General features: G+C 67.7%; 13 protein-coding genes. 5 read left to right on the forward strand and 8 right to left on the reverse strand.

Features of this window, described 5'->3' with window-relative positions:
* Positions 1-376 precede the first annotated feature (376 nt).
* The 7 genes from AC6CHL_RS18860 to creB form a co-directional block, all read right to left on the reverse strand.
* A complete protein-coding gene (locus AC6CHL_RS18860; RefSeq protein ID WP_038689556.1) occupies positions 377-862 on the reverse strand; it encodes a Fur family transcriptional regulator in 486 nt (161 codons plus the stop codon).
* A 16-nt stretch (positions 863-878) separates the two neighbouring features.
* A complete protein-coding gene (gene gltX / locus AC6CHL_RS18865; RefSeq protein ID WP_498295769.1) occupies positions 879-2,282 on the reverse strand; it encodes a glutamate--tRNA ligase in 1,404 nt (467 codons plus the stop codon).
* Positions 2,283-2,370: 88 nt separating this feature from the next.
* Positions 2,371-3,939, reverse strand: a complete 1,569-nt coding sequence (locus AC6CHL_RS18870; RefSeq protein WP_498295820.1) for a M28 family metallopeptidase — start codon at positions 3,937-3,939, stop codon at positions 2,371-2,373.
* Between the two features lie 168 nt (positions 3,940-4,107).
* Positions 4,108-4,518 carry a hypothetical protein gene (locus AC6CHL_RS18875; protein ID WP_498295771.1) on the reverse strand — a complete coding sequence of 137 codons (411 nt, stop codon included), beginning with the start codon at positions 4,516-4,518 and terminating at the stop codon, positions 4,108-4,110.
* Between the two features lie 10 nt (positions 4,519-4,528).
* On the reverse strand, positions 4,529-5,848 hold the full coding sequence (creD, locus tag AC6CHL_RS18880; RefSeq protein ID WP_428711885.1) for a cell envelope integrity protein CreD: 1,320 nt from the start codon (positions 5,846-5,848) through the stop codon (positions 4,529-4,531).
* A 99-nt stretch (positions 5,849-5,947) separates the two neighbouring features.
* A complete protein-coding gene (gene creC / locus AC6CHL_RS18885) occupies positions 5,948-7,408 on the reverse strand; it encodes a two-component system sensor histidine kinase CreC (RefSeq protein ID WP_498295773.1) in 1,461 nt (486 codons plus the stop codon).
* A gap of 3 nt (positions 7,409-7,411) precedes the next feature.
* Entirely contained in the window at positions 7,412-8,104 is a 693-nt protein-coding gene (creB, locus tag AC6CHL_RS18890; protein WP_498295774.1) for a two-component system response regulator CreB, read from the reverse strand.
* 45 nt (positions 8,105-8,149) lie between these two features.
* On the opposite strand from creB, the gene AC6CHL_RS18895 reads away from it, so the two are divergent.
* The 5 genes from AC6CHL_RS18895 (at position 8,150) to AC6CHL_RS18915 (ending at position 14,533) form a co-directional block, all read left to right on the forward strand.
* Complete coding sequence (locus tag AC6CHL_RS18895) at positions 8,150-9,007, forward strand: 23S rRNA (adenine(2030)-N(6))-methyltransferase RlmJ (protein WP_038689566.1); 858 nt, start codon at positions 8,150-8,152, stop codon at positions 9,005-9,007.
* 95 nt (positions 9,008-9,102) lie between these two features.
* Entirely contained in the window at positions 9,103-9,648 is a 546-nt protein-coding gene (locus AC6CHL_RS18900) for a GNAT family N-acetyltransferase (RefSeq protein ID WP_038689569.1), read from the forward strand.
* Between the two features lie 156 nt (positions 9,649-9,804).
* Entirely contained in the window at positions 9,805-13,272 is a 3,468-nt protein-coding gene (gene mfd, locus AC6CHL_RS18905) for a transcription-repair coupling factor (RefSeq protein ID WP_498295776.1), read from the forward strand.
* Between the two features lie 82 nt (positions 13,273-13,354).
* Positions 13,355-13,876 (forward strand): kinetochore Spc7 family protein, encoded by a 522-nt coding sequence (locus AC6CHL_RS18910; protein ID WP_038689572.1) that lies wholly within the window; start codon positions 13,355-13,357, stop codon positions 13,874-13,876.
* Positions 13,877-13,927: 51 nt separating this feature from the next.
* Positions 13,928-14,533 carry an HD-GYP domain-containing protein gene (locus tag AC6CHL_RS18915; protein WP_463600629.1) on the forward strand — a complete coding sequence of 202 codons (606 nt, stop codon included), beginning with the start codon at positions 13,928-13,930 and terminating at the stop codon, positions 14,531-14,533.
* A gap of 398 nt (positions 14,534-14,931) precedes the next feature.
* Here the strand turns inward: AC6CHL_RS18915 and AC6CHL_RS18920 are convergent, their stop codons facing one another.
* Positions 14,932-17,028, reverse strand: coding sequence for a M13 family metallopeptidase (locus tag AC6CHL_RS18920; RefSeq protein ID WP_498295778.1), 2,097 nt, complete (start codon positions 17,026-17,028; stop codon positions 14,932-14,934).
* Between the last annotated feature and the right edge of the window lie 3 nt (positions 17,029-17,031).

Below are 17,031 nucleotides of genomic sequence, written 5' to 3' on the forward strand. Positions count from 1 at the left end.
GGTAGGCCCCTGGTGCAAATGTCCCCCGGCCGCGGGGCGGCCTCCTCCTTTATTTTGCCCAGGAGCCTACCGGCCGCTACGGGGCTCGGCTTGCGGTACTGGCGGGGAGCCGGGCTTTTTTGATGGTTGTTGGCGGGTCGGGCGCTGGGCCCCATGCCCTTGGAGGCGAAATAAAGGAGGAGGGGGCGGCCGCAGGCCGACGCCGGGGGACATTCGCCGGAAAGGGCATGGGGCCCAGCGCCCGATCCGCCAACAACCGCGCCTGGAAAGTGCCAAGGCACATTTCTGCTTGCCCCGCAGATGGGCGAAGAAGCAAAAAAAAGCCGCGCAGGGCGCGGCGATTTTTGCAGCGAGCGCACCGACCAACGGTCGGTACCTACCCGGCGCAGCGCGCGCAGAGGCCGTGCACTTCCAGGGTCTGCGCCTGCGGCTGGAAGCCCAGCTCCTTGGCGCGCTTTTCCAGCTGGCTCACGATCTCCTTGTCTTCCAGTTCCACCGCACTGTGGCAGCTGTTGCAGATCAGGAACGGCACCGAATGCTGTGCGCTGCTGGGATGGTGGCAGGCCACGAACGCGTTGACCGATTCGAGCTTGTGCACGAAACCGTTGGCCATCAGGAAATCCAGCGCGCGGTACACCGTGGGCGGGGCGTCGGCACCGACGCCCTTGCCGTTGCGCACCCACTCCAGCAGTTCGTAGGCCTTGACCGGCTTGCCGGCCTCGGCGATGAGGCGCAGCACGTTGGCGCGGATCGGCGTCAGGCGCAGCCCGCGTTCCGAGCACACGCGTTCCACCACCTTCACGAAGTCGGATGCGTCGTGGACGTGGTGGTGCGGGGCGGTACAAGCGGATTTGGCAGGCATGCGCGGTCTCCTGTGGTCAGGCCGTCGGTACTTTAGTAAGTGCGACGTCGATGCGTTTCAAGGCCTCTTCACGCCCGGCCAGGAACACCGTCTGTGAAATGTCCGGGCTGACCTGGGTGCCGGTGATGGCCACGCGCAGCGGCTGGGCCACCTTCCCCATCCCGATCTCCAGCGCCGTGGCCACCTCATGCAGCGCCACCGACACGCCCTCGGCGGTCCAGTCGGCAACCCCCGCCAACAGCTCGCGAGCCTTGCCCAGCGGCAGTTCCGCGCCCGGCTTGAAGTGCTTGGCCACGGCCGCCTCGTCGTACTCGGTCAGCGGCTGGTACCAGACCACCGCCTTCTCGGCCATTTCCTTCAGGGTCTGCACGCGGTCGCGCAGTGCCACCACCACATCGGCCGGGGCCGGGCCGGCGGCCAGATCCAGGCCCAGCTTGTTCAGCTGGTAGACCAGGTGCGGGGCGATGCTGTCCGGCGTTTCGGTCTTCAGGAAGTGCTGGTTGACCCAGCCCAGCTTGGCCATGTCCAGGCGCGCGGCCTTGGAATTGCAGTTGGTCACGTCGAACAGGTCGATCAGCTCCTGGCGGCTGAACAGTTCCTGGTCACCGTGCGACCAGCCCAGCCGGGCCAGGTAGCTCAGCAGCGCGTCGGGCAGGTAGCCGGCGTCCTTGTACTGCATCACGTCGGCCGCGCCGGTGCGCTTGGACAGCTTGGCGCCCTGCTCGTCCAGGATCATCGGCATGTGGCCGAACTTCGGCACGGGCGCGCCGATGCCTTCGTACAGGTTGATCTGGCGCGGGGTGTTGTTGATGTGGTCATCGCCGCGGATCACTTCGCTGATGCGCATGTCCCAGTCGTCCACCACCACCGCGAAGTTGTAGGTGGGGAAGCCGTCCGGGCGGAAGATGACCATGTCGTCCAGCTCGCTGTTGGCGATCTCGATGCGGCCCTTGATCAGGTCGTCGAACACCACCGTGCCCTCGAGCGGGTTCTTGAAGCGGATGACGCGGTTGGGGTCGTCCTTGTACGGCAGGCCCAGGTCGCGCGCGGCGCCGTTGTAGCGCGGCTTTTCCTGCTTCGCCATCGCCGCTTCGCGCATCGCGTCGAGCTCTTCGCGGGTTTCGTAGGCGTAATAGGCCTTGCCGTCGGCGACCAGCTGCTCGGCCACTTCCAGGTACCGGGCCACGCGCTGGGTCTGGTAGATCGGACCTTCGTCGTAGCCCAGGCCCAGCCAGTCCATTGCCTCCAGGATCGCGTCGATCGCGCCCTGGGTGCTGCGCTCGCGGTCGGTGTCTTCGATGCGCAGCACGAATTCGCCGCCACGGTGACGGGCCTCCAGCCAGCAGTACAGCGCGGTGCGGGCGCCACCGATGTGCAGGTAGCCGGTGGGACTGGGGGCGAAGCGGGTGCGGCAGGTCATGGAAGGCTCGGGGAACGGGAATCCCCCGATTTTACCATTACCCCCGGGAGGGCACGGAGGCGGCGGGCGCCCCCTCCGTCCGGCCTCCTTACGGCTGCGGCTGAGGCGCGGGCTTGCGCGGGAAGGACGGCTCGCGCATGGCCGCGTGGTAGGCGAAGGACGCCACGATGGCGGCGGCCTGCTTCAGGTCTTCCGGTTCGGCGTGGTCCCAGGTATCGAGGTGGCTGTGGTGGACGTTGGTGAAGTAGTCCAGCCGGTCCTGGATGAACTGGAAGCCCGGCAGGCCGATGCGGTCGAAGCTGATGTGGTCGGTGCTGCCGGTGTTGCGGGTGGCCACGGTGGTGGCACCGACGTCATGGAAGGGGGCCAGCCAGGCCTCGAAGATCGGCACGGCCGCCATGTTCTCCTGCGCGTAGATCCCGCGGAAGCGGCCCGAACCGTTGTCCATGTTGAAGTAGACCTGGAACTTGCTGTAATCGCGGGTCTTCTGCAGGGCACCGGTCGGTTCGCGCAACGAGGCCGGCAGCGCCTTCTGCGCCGCATCGGCAGGCTCGGGGAAGCCACCGAAGTGCTTGGCCACATAGGCCTGCGAGCCGATCAGCCCTTGTTCTTCACCACTCCACAGGGCCACCCGGATGGTGCGCTTCGGCTTGGCGCCAGCGGCCTTGAGGATGCGCATGGCCTCCATCATCACCGCCACGCCGGCGGCGTTGTCGGCGGCGCCGGTGCCGCTGTGCCACGAATCCAGGTGCGCGCCGATCATCACCACTTCATCGGGCCGGCTGCTGCCGCGGATCTCGGCCAGCGTGTTGTAGCCCGGCTGGTCGGTCTGGTCAGTGAAGCGCGCCGCGACATCCACGCGCAGGCGCACGGTCTGCTTGGCCTCCAGCGCACGCGCCAGCGGATTGAAATGCTCGGCGATCATCGCCAGCTCCGGAATACCGACCGATTCACCCGCCTTGCGCGAGCCACCGCCGGCAACACGGATGATGCCGTTGTCCCAGCTGCTGATGCTGATCGAGGCCAGTGCGCCTTCGTCGACAAAGAAGGCGTTGACCTTGGCCGCCAGCGCCTGCTTCTCCTGGTACTCCTTGACCCGCTTGGCGCGGTCGGCCGCCACGTCCTTGTCCTTGGGCAGGGTGAATTCCTGCAGGCCCTCCAGCGAGGTTGCGTCATGCCGGTGCGAATCGGCGTCGGTGCCCCGCTTGTACTCGCGCGCCTCGCCCAGCAACAGGATCTTCCCGCGCAGTTTGCCGCGGTACTTCTCGATGTCGTCGGGCTTCTTGATGTCCACCTGCACCAGCTCGCCCTCGACCGGGCCCTGGGTGCCCGGCGTCCAGGCCTTGGGCAGCGCATGCAGTGGCTGCACGCGATCGCCCAGCATCTCCACGCTGGCCGAGGTGAATTCCCAGCCACGGCCGAAGGCATCGAAGGCTTCGTCGTGGACGTTGTCCAGCTTCCAGTCGTTGAACCGGCCGCGCGTCCAGGCATTGGCGCGCCCCATCGCCGGCGAGTTGGTCAGGCGCGGCCCGATGCGTTCGGTGAGGTAGCTGAAGGTGTCCATCACCTGGGACTGGTGGAAGGCCTGCTGGCGGATCTTCCCCACCATGTCCAGGTCCACCGTTTCGCGCTGCTGCGCCATTGCATTGCCACCCATCGCCAGCGCTACAGCCAGCACGCCCCACTTCAGCCCGCTCCACTTCAACACGCCCCACCCCGGCCCTTCGGCACTGCTCGTCAAGCCATCGAGTCTAGCCAGCGCGAGCGCCTGGCCCCCGTCCCATCGGTCATGTGCGCACGCATGGATGTGTCCGGCGGGCGCTGCTCAGCCGGTCCAGCCCAGCCACAGTTGAGCGCTGCCCGGCACCAGCAACAGCCAGTGCCGGCGGTCAACGCTGCTGCAGCCATACACCGCCGCGTGCGCCGGCCAGTCCATGGGCAGCCCGGCGATGCCGATCTCGGCCAGCGCCGCATCGCCGGCCTTCCATGGCCGGTAACGCGGCACCTTTCCGGCAAGGGCACCGCGGCCCTGGCGTGCGCCGGACAACCAGTCCAGGCCTTGCTGCTGCACCCCTTCGCAGGTCCGCGCCGCGAGCTTGAAGCGCACCAGGCCGGGGGCGATGCGCGCCCCCGGCAAGGCCGCCAGCACGCTGCTGGCCTGCAGCAGCGCGTCCACTTCCAGCAGTTCCGGAATGCCCTGCCACGCGCGTTGCCGCAACCCGTTGCGCCAGCTCATGTGCCTCTCCTTACTTCAGGCTCGCGCCGACTTCGTACCAGTCGATCCGGCGGGTGATCCACATGGCGCTGGCCAGCACGCCGAACAGCAGCAGCGAGCCCATCAGCAACGCGTTGTTCTCCGAGATCAACAGGCCGTACAGCGCGCCGTACAGCACCGTGAGCATGCCGGCAAAGCCCAGGCCGCGCGTCCAGCTCTTCAACACCCCCGACAGATACACCGCCTGCACCCCGATGCAGGCTACCGCCGACACCAGATAGGCCAGCCAGAACGGAATGTGCTCGGACAGGCTGAGCAGCAGCAGGAAGAAGATCGCCAGGGCCAGGCCCACCATCAGGTACTGCAGTGGATGGATGCGCAGGCGCTTGATCAGCTCGAACAGGATGAAGCCGACGAAGGTGAGCAGGATGAAGAGGATGCCGTACTTGCTGGCCCGGTCGGCCTGGGTGTAGATGTCCACCGGGTTGACCAGTTCAACGCTGACCGTTTCCGGGTCCAGGTCCTTGCTGTCGCGCAGCTGGCGCTGTGCTTCGGAGGCCAGCGAGGAGACGGCCCACTGGGCGTCGAACCCGGTGTCGGTGACGGTGCGCTGGTTGGGCAGGAAGCTGCCGCCGAACAGCGGGTGCGGCCACGGCGAGCGGATCGCGATGCGGCTGTCGTCACCCACCGGCACCACCGCCAGCGAACGCGTGCCGTCGAGCACCATGTCCAGCTGCAGGCGGCTGCCCTTGAGCATGCCGCCGATGCTGTCGTCGAAGTCGCGCAGCGGCACGTGCAGGCCCTTGCCAAGTCCGTTGACCTCGCCGATGCCCGGCTGCAGCGTCAACGCCTGCCCATCCACCTGCAGCGTGGGCGAACCGACCAGGCCACGCAGGTCGGCGATGCCGACGGCCAGGTACGGGGTGCCATACACGCGCCCGGCCTTGATCGGATAATCGTCGTCGGCGAACTCGGCGGTGATCTTGGCCTTCCAGCTGTATACCGGCACCCGGAACAGGCCGACCCGGCGTTCGTCGGGCTGCATCTGCCCGTCCACCCGCAGCGTGGCCGGCATCTGCAGCCAGTAGCTATGCTCGGTCTGGATTTCCTTCTTCATGTTGCCGGCCGCGTCGACCACCTCGACCTCGCGGGTATCGGTCCACGGCACCACGCGCACCGGGCCGGTCAGGGTCTGCGCGCCTGCGCGGCTCTGCGACACGCGCAGGTAGGCTTCGTCGCGGTACGCCTCGCGCTCCTTGATCACGCCCTTGATCATCATCAACGGGATCAGCAGCAACAGGATCAGCCCGCCGACAATGGCGAACCGCAACAGCATCTTCAGGGATTTCATGGCCCGTCCTCGGTTGGGAGGGGGCCAGCTTCGGGCGCGGTGGTGTGCGGGGTTTGTGCTGAGTTTGAAGTCTGTGTGAAGTGCCCGCGGCGCCTGGGCTCAGCGCCGGATCGGCGCGCCGGGGTCGCGTACTGGCAGCCACAGCGAGGCCAGCGCACCGCCGCCTTCGCGGTTGCGCAACTGCACCCGCCCACCATGCAGGCGCGCCACTTCCTGCACGAACGACAGCCCCAACCCGGAGCTGCGCAGGCCGGTAGCGGGCCGCGCCAGCGAATAGAAGCGCTCGAACACGCGGTCCAGCGCATAGTCGGGCACGCCGCTGCCGCGGTCGGCCACGCGCAGCACCACGCCGTCGCCCTCGCGCGCGGCGCTCAGCTGCAGGCGGCTGTCGGCACTGGAAAACGCCAGCGCGTTCTCCAGCAGGTTGTTCAAGGCCTGGCGCAACAAATAACCGTCGCCCTGGATGACCAGGCCATCGGGGACCTCCACGTCGATCGCCACCGCGGCCGCCTGCGCGCGCACCGCCACCGCGCTGGCAGCGGCCTGCAGCAACGGGGCGAGCGCGATGCGTTCGCGCTTCTGCAGCCAGCCGTGCTGTTCCACTTCGGCCAGCGCCAGCAGCTTGTCGATGGTTTCGGTGAGGCGCTGCTCCTGGCCCTGGATGCTGCGCGCGAAATGCACGCGGTCGGCATCGGGCAACGGTTCCTGCAGCAGCTCGGCCGCGCCGCGGATCGCGGCCAGCGGGCTCTTCATTTCGTGGGTCAGCGACTGAACGTATTGCTCCACGTAGGCCTTGCCCTCCAGCTTGCGGCGCATGGTTTCCAGTGCCTGGCCAAGGTCGCCGATCTCATCGCGGCGCGGCTTCGGCGGCGGCACCGGTTCGCCGGCGCTGACCGCCTTGGCGTAGCGGTTGAGCCGGTTCACGCCATGCATCAACCACGCCGTCATCAGCAGCCCGATCAGCGCCGACAACCCGATCAACCACGCGCCCCGCCGCATGATGGCGCGCTGGCTGGCGGCAATGAACGGGTCGATGCTGCGGTTGGGCTGGGCCAGGCTGAGCACGCCGATCAGGCGCGTGGCATCGGCCGGGTCATGGATCGGCGCGGCCACGTGCATCACCGAATGGGTGTCGTCGCCTGGCGTTTCCGGGCTGGAGCGGGCGCCGTATTCGCCGCGCAGGGTGCGGTAGACATCGTTCCAGCGCGAGTTGTCGCGGCCGATGCCCTGCCCGGTGGAGTCGTACACCACGATGCCCTTGGCGTCGGTGATGGTCACCCGGTAATCCAGCGTGCGCTTGGGAAAACGCCACACCATCGCCTTGGGGTCGCGGCGCTGCGCGCGGGCCAGGCTGGCCACGAACGCACCGTTGCGGATGCGCCCGGCCTTGAGGTCGGCGGCGGCCATCTCGGCCAACACGTTGGCCGCGTCGACCAGGGTCGACTCCATCGCCTGGCGCACGCCCGGTTTGACCTCGTTGACGAAGATGCGCATCACGAAGAATGCGGCGATGCCCACGATCAGGAAGAACCCCAGGAACAGCTTCAGGCCCAGCCGCATGGCTCAGACCTCCAGCGCGTAGCCGAGCCCGCGATGGGTGCGGATCGGGTCGGGGTCGGCGCCTGCGGCACGCAGCTTGGCCCGCAGCGTCTTGACGTGGGTATCCACGGTGCGGTCGGCGCTGTCGGCGTCGGTGTCCCAGCCACGGTCCATCAGCTGGGCGCGGCTGAGGATGGACCCCGGGCGCTGCAGTAGCGCGGCCATCAGCGCGTACTCGTAGCGGGTCAGCTCCAGCGGCTGCTCGGCGAAGCGGATGCGACGGCCCTCGCGGTCGATCGCGAAGCGGCCGTGCTGCTGCCAGCCGGCCAGCTCGGCCGGGGCGCTGCTGCTGCGGCGCAGCCGCGCACGCACTCGGGCCACCAGTTCGCGCGGCGAGAAAGGCTTGGCCATGTAATCGTCCGCGCCCAGTTCCAGGCCCAGCACGCGGTCGAACTCGTCGTTGCGCGCGGTCAGGAAGATCACCGGCACCTCGCTGAAGGTGCGCAGGCTGCGACACACTTCAAACCCGCTCATGTCCGGCAACCCCACATCCAGCACCACCACGTCGAAGGCCTGCTGGCGCAGGGCCTCCAGCGCGCCACCGCCCAGCAGGCAGTGCTGGGCGCCGTAGCCTTCGCTGCGCAGGGCATACAGGACGGTGTCGGCGATGGCGGTTTCGTCTTCGACGACCAGGACGTTGTGCAGGGGGCGGTTCATGCGCGCAGCATAGCCGCTGGGCCCGCCGCCCCGTACACTGCGCCGATGAATTACCGCCACGCCTTCCATGCCGGCAACCATGCCGATGTGCTCAAGCACATCGTGCAGCTTGCCCTGCTCGACACCTTCAAGCGCAAGGACAGCCCGTTCTTCGTGCTGGACACCCACGGCGGCGCTGGCCGCTACCTGTTGGCCAGCGAGGAAAGCCGCAAGACCCTGGAGGCCGAGGAAGGGGTGATGCGCCTGATGGCCCAGCCCACGCTGCCGGCGGTGGTCGAGCGCTACCTGAAGGCCGTCCAGGCCGACAACCCGGTCGGGGCCATGATCAGCTACCCCGGCTCGCCGCTGCTGACCGCCCGCGCCCTGCGTGAGCAGGACCGCATGGCGGTCTGCGAGGTGCAGGACGACGAGGCGGCCTCGCTGAAGGCGCTGTTCGCCCACGACAGCCGGGTCGGCGTTTACCACGCCGACGGCTACGCCCAGAACCGTGCCCTGCTGCCGCCCAAGGCCAACGGCGTGAAGATCGGCCGCGGGCTGGTCCTGATCGACCCGCCCTACGAGGGCCAGGACGCCGAATACCAGGCCATCCTGGCCTCGGTGAGCGAGATCCTCGGCCGCTGGCCGCAGGCCACCTTCGCGATCTGGTTCCCGATCAAGCAGCGCCGCACCATCCTGCATTTCCTGCGCAAGGCCTGTGCGCTGCCGGTGAAGTCGGTGCTGACCGCCGAACTGCTGATCCGGCCGGACGACTCGCCGCTGCGGCTCAATGGCAGCGGCATGCTGCTGCTCAACCCGCCCTGGCAGTTCGACCAGGTGCTGGCCCCGGCCATGCCGGCGCTGAAGCAGTTCCTGGGCGAGGCCGGCGCCAGCACCCGGCTGCAGTGGCTCAAGCAGGCCGAATGAGCGTCCTTGCGCGCCCCTGAACGGCGTGAGCGTTCCGTTCACGGAACCGGCGCCCCGGGATGCGAGAATCCAAAGACCACCTAGGAATCACCGGTATGGCTACCCGTAACCGCATGCCGCCCTGGCACGAGATTTTCAAGGCACCCAGTGGCCACGAGCTGCTGATCCGCCCGATCCGCCCCGAAGACGGGGCGCCGCTGCATGCGGCCTTCAGCCTGTTCGGGCCCGAAGAGATCCGCGACCGCTTCCTGCAATCGGTGACCGAGCTGTCGCCGGAAACCACCCAGCGCCTGACCCACCCCAATCCGAAGAGCGAAATCACCCTGGTGGCGGCCGAGTCGCTGCCCGCCGGTGAAGCCGTGGTCGGCGCGGTGGCACGGGCTTCGATCATCCAAGGCACCCGCGAGGCCGAGTACGCCATCCTGGTCAGCCGCTTCCTGGTGGGCCAGGGGTTGGGCCGGCAGCTGATGCGCAAGCTGGTCAAGTGGGCGCGCGGCAAGTACCTGGATCGCCTGTACGGCGACGTGGCCGAAGAGAACGAGCCGATGAAGCAGCTGGCTGCTTCGCTGGGCTTCAAGCCGGTGCCGCACCCGCAGGGCACGCCCGGGTTGGTGCGCATGGTGCTGGAGCTCGACAGCTGACGGCGTGCCGGCCAACGGCCGGCACCTACGGTTTAGAGGGCGTGCCGGCCAACGGCCGGCACCTACCGGGGCTGTGCCACCAGACACGCAACGGTGAGCGGCGAGGAGCCGGGCTGACATGGCCGTGACTTCGGCGTCTGCTAAAATCGACGGTTCATGTCACGTCCCTCCTATCCCGCTCCGCCGCTGCCCCGTTCCGGCCAGCTCCGCGCCTGGTGGCGCGCTCCCGCTTCGGCCACGGCGTTGGCCTGGTACGTCGCCCGTGCCGCGGAGGTCCATGACGGGCCGCTGCTGGTCATCGCACGCGACAACCACGGGGCCAACCAGATCGAATCGGATCTGCGCACCCTGCTGGGCAGCGCGTCCGCGCTGCCGGTGGTCGCGTTCCCGGATTGGGAAACCCTGCCCTACGACGCCTTCAGCCCGCACCCGGACATCATCTCCCAGCGCCTGGCCGCGCTGCACCAGTTGCCCACGCTCACCCGTGGCATCGTGGTGGTGCCGGTGCAGACCCTGCTGCAGCGGCTGGCCCCGCGCAAGTACATCATCGGGGGCAGTTTCGACCTGAAGGTCGGCCAGCGCCTGGACTTGGATGCGGAAAAGCGACGCCTGGAAGCGGCGGCCTACCGCAACGTGCCGCAGGTGATGGACCCGGGCGATTTCGCCGTGCGCGGCGGGCTGCTCGACGTGTTCCCGATGGGCGCACAGACGCCGTTGCGCATCGAGCTGCTGGACGAGGACATCGATTCGATCCGCGCCTTCGACCCGGAGAGCCAGCGCTCGCTGGACAAGGTGGATGCGGTCCGCATGCTGCCCGGCCGCGAAGTGCCGCTGGACGACCTGGCCGTGTCGCGGGTGCTGGCCACCCTGCGCGAGCGCTTCGATGTGGATACCCGGCGCAGCGCGCTGTACCAGGATCTCAAGGCCGGGCTGGCCCCGGCCGGCGTGGAGTACTACCTGCCGCTGTTCTTCGACCAGACCGCGACCCTGTTGGACTACCTGCAGCCGAACGTGCTGCCGGTGGTCGGCGCCGGCGTGGGCGAAGCGGCCGCCGCCTTCTGGGCGCAGACCGGCAACCGCTACGAGCAGCGCCGGCATGACGTGGAGCGCCCGTTGCTGGCGCCGCAGGAGCTGTATCTCAGCCCGGAAACACTGAACTCCACCCTCAATGCCCTGCACCGCATCGAGATCTGGAACGCCGACCACGCGCGCATCGACGACGCGCAGCCGCTGGGCGACCAGCCGTTGCCGCCGCTGCCGGTGGCCGCGCGCGATGCGCCGGCCGGCGAAGCACTGAAGTCCTTCATTGGCCACTACCCGGGTCGGGTGCTGATTGCCGCCGATTCGCCGGGGCGCCGCGAAGCGCTGCTGGAAGTGCTGCAGGCAGCCGAGCTGAAGCCGCCGGTGGTGGTCGACCTGCCGGCGTTCCTGGCCGACGCCAGCAGCCGCTTTGCGATCACCGTGGCGCCGCTGGAAGACGGTTTCGCGCTGGACACGCCGCAGATCGCGGTGCTGACCGAGCGCCAGCTGTTCCCCGAGCGTGCCGGCACCACCCGCCGCAGCCGCCGCGTGGGGCGCGAGCCGGAAGCGATCATCCGCGACCTCGGCGAACTCACCGAAGGCGCGCCGATCGTCCATGAAGACCACGGTGTGGGGCGCTACCGCGGCCTGATCGTGCTCGACGCCGGCGGCATGCCAGGCGAATTCCTGGAGATCGAATACGCCAAGGGCGACCGCCTGTACGTGCCGGTGGCGCAGCTGCACCTGATCAGTCGCTACTCCGGCGCATCGGCCGAAACCGCGCCGCTGCATTCGCTGGGCGGCGAGCAGTGGAGCAAGGCCAAACGCCGTGCGGCCGAAAAGGTCCGCGACGTGGCCGCCGAACTGCTGGAAATCCAGGCGCGCCGGCGCGCCCGCGCCGGGCTGGCGCTGCACGTGGACCGCTCGATGTACGAGCCGTTCGCGGCCGGCTTCCCGTTCGAGGAAACCCCCGACCAGCTGGCCGCCATCGACGCCACCCTGCGCGACCTCGCCAGCAGCCAGCCGATGGACCGCGTGGTCTGCGGCGACGTCGGCTTCGGCAAGACCGAAGTGGCCGTGCGCGCCGCGTTCGCCGCGGCCAGCGCCGGCAAACAGGTGGCCGTGCTGGTGCCGACCACGCTGCTGGCCGAGCAGCACTACCGCAACTTCCGCGACCGCTTCGCCGACTGGCCGCTGCGGGTGGAAGTGCTGTCGCGCTTCAAGACCACCAAGGAAATCAAGGCCGAGCTGGAGAAGGTCGCCGCCGGCACCATCGACGTCATCATCGGTACCCATCGCCTGTTGCAGCCGGACGTGAAGTTCAAGGACCTGGGTCTGGTGGTGGTGGACGAGGAGCAACGTTTCGGCGTGCGCCAGAAGGAAGCGCTGAAGGCGATGCGCGCCAACGTGCACCTGCTCACCCTCACCGCCACCCCGATCCCGCGCACCTTGAACATGGCCATGGCCGGGCTGCGCGACCTGTCGATCATCGCCACCCCGCCACCGAACCGGCTGGCGGTGCAGACCTTCATCACCGCCTGGGACAACGCGCTGCTGCGCGAAGCCTTCCAGCGCGAACTGGCCCGTGGTGGCCAGCTGTACTTCCTGCACAACGACGTGGAAAGCATCGGCCGCATGCAGCGCGACCTGGCCGAACTGGTGCCCGAGGCCCGCATCGGCATCGCCCACGGGCAGATGCCCGAGCGCGAGCTGGAACGGGTGATGCTGGACTTCCAGAAGCAGCGCTACAACGTACTGCTGTCGACCACGATCATCGAATCGGGCATCGACATCCCCAACGCCAACACGATCATCATCAACCGCGCCGACCGCTTCGGCCTGGCCCAGCTGCACCAGCTGCGCGGCCGCGTGGGGCGCTCGCACCACCGCGCCTATGCCTACCTGGTGGTGCCGGACAAGCGCGCGATGACCCCCGACGCGCAGAAGCGCCTGGATGCGATCGCGTCGATGGACGAGCTGGGCGCCGGCTTCACCCTGGCCACCCATGACCTGGAAATCCGCGGTGCCGGCGAACTGCTCGGCGAAGACCAGAGCGGCCAGATGGCCGAGGTGGGCTTCAGCCTGTACACCGAACTGCTGGAACGAGCGGTGCGCAGCATCCGCCTGGGCAAGCTGCCCGACCTGGATGCCGGCGAAGAAGTGCGCGGTGCCGAGGTCGAACTGCATGTGCCGGCGCTGATCCCCGACGACTACCTGCCCGACGTACATACCCGCCTGACCCTGTACAAGCGCATCAGCAGCGCGCGCGACACCGATGAACTGCGCGAACTGCAGGTGGAGATGATCGACCGCTTCGGCCTGCTTCCCGACCCGGCCAAGCACCTGTTCGCCATCGCCGAACTGAAGCTGCAGGCCAACGTGCTGGGCGTGCGCAAGCTGGAACTGGGCGAAAATGGCGGGCGCATCGTGTTCGAGGCCAAGCCGGCGATCGATCCGATGGCGGTCATCCAGATGATCCAGAAGCAGCCCAAGCTGTACACCATGGACGGTCCGGACAAACTGCGCATAAAGCACCCGTTGCCGTTGCCCGAAGACCGTTTCAGCGCGGCCAAGGCCCTGTTGTTGACCCTGTCGCCACGCTGATCCCTGTTTCCCCTGTGACCCTCCGCTTCTGCGGGCCGGAGGGTTTTTTCCCTGTTATCTGCCCGCGACAAGGAGAGTTGCTTTGAAACGATTCCGTACCCTGCTGCTGGCTGCCAGCCTCGGCCTGTTGAGCGCCTGCGGTGGCAGTGGCAGTGGCATGAGCGCCAGCGAATACCTCACCGAGAACGTCGCCTTCTGGAACGGCGCTGCCAGCACCGTGCAGGAGTGGACCGTCGGCAACAAGAGCGAGCCGCTGCAGAAGGCACTGGCCACCGGTGAGGGCCTGGACACGCTCAAGCCCGGCCTGGAACGCGCCCGCACCGAGATGCAGCAGTACCTGACCCGCATCGACCAGATGCCGCCGGACGAGGACGCCAAGGACGTGCACCAGAAGCTGCGCGCCTACGTGCAGAGCGCCGAGGAAATGTTCGGCATCCTGGTGGAAATGGCCGCGCTGCCGGCCGACAAGACCAAGGAACAGGTCATGCCGCTGGCCGAGAAGCTGCAGACCGTCGGCAACCGTATCGATACGGAAATGCAGGCCCTGGACGCGGCGCAGGATGCGTACGCCAAGAAGCACGGCATCCAGCTGCAGAGGCATTGATTCCGCCGCTCCCGGTCGCTTCGGCGACCGGGAGCGTGGCAGTATTTCCCCGTGACCGATTACTCCCCACACGACGCCCCCGCCGCATTGGCCTGCTCCATCGACGCGCTGTCGGTGTCGCTGCAGCTGCGCGATGCCTACACCCGCCACCACTGCGACCGCGTCGGCCTGCTGGCCCGCTCGCTGGCCCGGCACTGCAGCCTGGACCCTGCCCAGTGCGACCAGATCGAACTGGCCGCCTGCTTCCATGACATCGGCAAGATCGGCATTCCCGACGACGTACTGCTCAACCCCGGGCGGCATGACCACGCCGAGCAGGCGATCATGCGCCAACACCCCGAACACGGCGAACGCATTTTCCTGGCCACCGGGCGCGCCGACGCCGCCGACGTGGCCCGCCTGATCCGCGCGCACCACGAAGCCTTCGACGGCAGCGGCTACCCCGACGGTCTGCGCGGCGAGAGCATTCCGCTGGGCGCACGCATCCTCACCATCGTCGACGCCTGGGACGCGATGACCAGCGACCGTCCCTACCGCGGCGCCATGGAGCGCGGCCGGGTCATGCGCATCCTGGACGACGCGTCCGGCGGCATGATCGACGCGTACCTGCTGGATGCCTTCCAGGACCTGCTGCGGCGCGAACCGGCGCTGGCGTAAGGCCCCGTGCCGAACGAGTACACCTGCAGTTGCGCAGGACGGATCCGATCGCGCTGTCACGCAATGCGCGTGCAGCACGCGACGAACGCAAGGTCGATGAACGCAACGCGCAGAAGCGGCACTGCCCCACAGAGGTAGGGTCGCATCCCGATCGACCGCAGACCATCATTCAACGCGCGACGAACGCAGCACCTGAGAACGGTGAAGGCGCTTTCCCGTTCAAGCTCCATGCGTCAAAGCGCGTTGACCCGCTCACGGCAGTTGATTGGGATCCAACCCTACCTCCGCGTGCCACGGCGACGCGCACGGATCGCCGGGCATGGCCAACCGCCCGCATCGATGCTCCAACAAAAAACCCGGCTTGCGCCGGGTTCTCTGTTTCACTCAACCGGGTGCGATCACCAGATCACAACACGCTTGTCATCGGCACGCACCATCGCATCGCCCGCCTTGCACTCGAACGCCTTGGCATAGGCCGGCATGTTCGACGGCGCACCGTTGGCGCGGAAGTTGGCCGGGGCGTGCGGGTCGGTGTTCAGACGCACGCGCAGCTCGCCTTCGTTGAAGTTGCGGCGCCACACGGTGGCCCAGTTCATGAAGAAGCGCTGGTCCTGGCTGTGACCGTCCACGGCCACGTTGGCCTTCGGGTCTTCCTTCAACGCCATCTGCAGCGCGTCGTAGGCCACGGTCAGGCCGCCCAGGTCGCCGATGTTCTCGCCCAGGGTCAGCTTGCCCTTCACGTTCACGCCCGGCAGCGATTCATAGCCGTCGAACTGCGCCACCAGCTGGTCGGTGCGGCCGGTGAAGGCCTTGCGGTCGCTGTCGGTCCACCAGTTGTCAAAGTTGCCGTTGGCGGCGAACTGGCTGCCCGAGTCATCGTAGCCGTGCATCATTTCATGGCCGATCACCGCGCCGATGCCGCCGTAGTTCAACGCCGGATCCGCCTTGGCGTCGAAGAACGGCGCCTGCAGGATGGCAGCCGGGAACACGATCTCGTTCTTGGTGGCGTTGTAGTAGGCGTTGACGGTCTGCGGGGTCATGCCCCACTCGGTCTTGTCCACCGGCTTGCCGATCTTGTTCAGCATGTAGCGGTAGTTGAACGCGCGCGCGGCCTGCATGTTGCCCAGGTAGCTGTCGGCGTTGGTTTCATAGCCCGACCAGTCGCGCCACTTGTCCGGGTAGCCGATCTTCGGGGTGAAGCTGGCCCACTTTTCCAGCGCCTTCTTGCGGGTGTCCTCGCCCATCCATTCCAGCTTCTCCAGGCGCGCCTTCAGCGCCACCGAGAGGTTTTCCACCAGGTGCTGCATCTGCACCTTGGAGTCGGCCGGGAACACCGCGTTGACGTACAGCTGGCCGAGGCCTTCGCCGATCGCGCCATTCACCGATTCCAGCACACGCTTCCAGCGCGGCTGCATTTCCTTCTGGCCACGCAGGGTGGTGCTGTAGAAGTCGAAGTTGGCCTTCTCGAACGCGCTGCTCAGGTACGGCGAGGCATCATCGATGGTGTGGAAGCGCAGGTAGGCCTGCCAGGTGCTGGCCGGCACGTCGGCGAGCATCTTGTCCACTTCGGTGAAGAAACCCGGCTGGGCCAGCGAGAACTTCTGCGCGGCCGGCACCTTCAGGGTGTCAAACAGCGCGGTCCAGCTGAAGTTCGGGGTCAGTTTGTCGGCTTCGGCGGCGCTGACCGGGTTGTAGCGCTTGGCCGGATCGCGCAGTTCGATGCGCGACAGCGAGGCCTTGGCCAGGCGGGTTTCGAAGTCCAGCACGGCCTTGGCCTCGGTCTTGGCCTGCGCGGCATCCACGCCGGACAGGGTCAGCGCCTGCGCGATGTAAGCCACGTACGCGTCGCGGATCTTGGCCTGCGCATCATCGATGTAGTAGCCCTTCTCCGGCAGGCCCAGCCCGCCCTGGCCCACGTAGGCGATGACGTTGGCCGAATCCTTGTAGTCGGCATTGGCCGACAGCGAGAACAGCACGCCCTGGCCCTGCGCCTGGCTGTCGCGCAGGTACTGGGTGATGGCGGCGGTGTCGTTCAGCGCGGCGATCTTGTCCAGCTGCGGCTGCAGCGGGGTGATGCCGGCCGCTTCAATCTTGGCCTCGTCCGAGCCGGTGCTCCAGATGTCACCGATCTTGGCTTCCACCGAACCGGCCTTGGGCTTGCTGGCGGCGGCCTGCTGGACCAGCGCGTGCTGCACTTCCAGCGAACGCTCGCGCAGGATCTCGAAGCTGCCCCAGGTGGTCTGGTCGTTGGGCACCGGGTTGGCAGTGAGCCACTTGCTGTTGACGAAGCCGTTGAGGTCCGTGCAGGCGGCGATCGACGGGTCCAGGTCGGCGCTGTTGAGCGAGATCAGCGCGGTCTTGATCTGCGACTGATCAAACGCCGGCGTGGCCGCATCGGCGGTGGCGGCAGGCGCGGTATCGGTCTTGCCGCAGGACGCCAGCGACGCGGCGATGGCAACGGTCAGGCCCAGCGGGACCAGCTTGGAAAACTTCATTCG

This window comes from Stenotrophomonas sp. GQ19 (assembly GCF_059758695.1).

Bases quoted from the DNA above. Each gene is read 5' to 3' on its own strand.
- AC6CHL_RS18860 (WP_038689556.1), bottom strand. From the start codon at position 862: ATGCCTGCCAAATCCGCTTGTACCGCCCCGCACCACCACGTCCACGAC.
- gltX (WP_498295769.1), bottom strand. From the start codon at position 2,282: ATGACCTGCCGCACCCGCTTCGCCCCCAGTCCCACCGGCTACCTGCAC.
- AC6CHL_RS18870 (WP_498295820.1), bottom strand. From the start codon at position 3,939: ATGGGTGGCAATGCAATGGCGCAGCAGCGCGAAACGGTGGACCTGGAC.
- AC6CHL_RS18875 (WP_498295771.1), bottom strand. From the start codon at position 4,518: ATGAGCTGGCGCAACGGGTTGCGGCAACGCGCGTGGCAGGGCATTCCG.
- creD (WP_428711885.1), bottom strand. From the start codon at position 5,848: ATGAAATCCCTGAAGATGCTGTTGCGGTTCGCCATTGTCGGCGGGCTG.
- creC (WP_498295773.1), bottom strand. From the start codon at position 7,408: ATGCGGCTGGGCCTGAAGCTGTTCCTGGGGTTCTTCCTGATCGTGGGC.
- creB (WP_498295774.1), bottom strand. From the start codon at position 8,104: ATGAACCGCCCCCTGCACAACGTCCTGGTCGTCGAAGACGAAACCGCC.
- AC6CHL_RS18895 (WP_038689566.1), top strand. From the start codon at position 8,150: ATGAATTACCGCCACGCCTTCCATGCCGGCAACCATGCCGATGTGCTC.
- AC6CHL_RS18900 (WP_038689569.1), top strand. From the start codon at position 9,103: ATGGCTACCCGTAACCGCATGCCGCCCTGGCACGAGATTTTCAAGGCA.
- mfd (WP_498295776.1), top strand. From the start codon at position 9,805: ATGTCACGTCCCTCCTATCCCGCTCCGCCGCTGCCCCGTTCCGGCCAG.
- AC6CHL_RS18920 (WP_498295778.1), bottom strand. From the start codon at position 17,028: ATGAAGTTTTCCAAGCTGGTCCCGCTGGGCCTGACCGTTGCCATCGCC.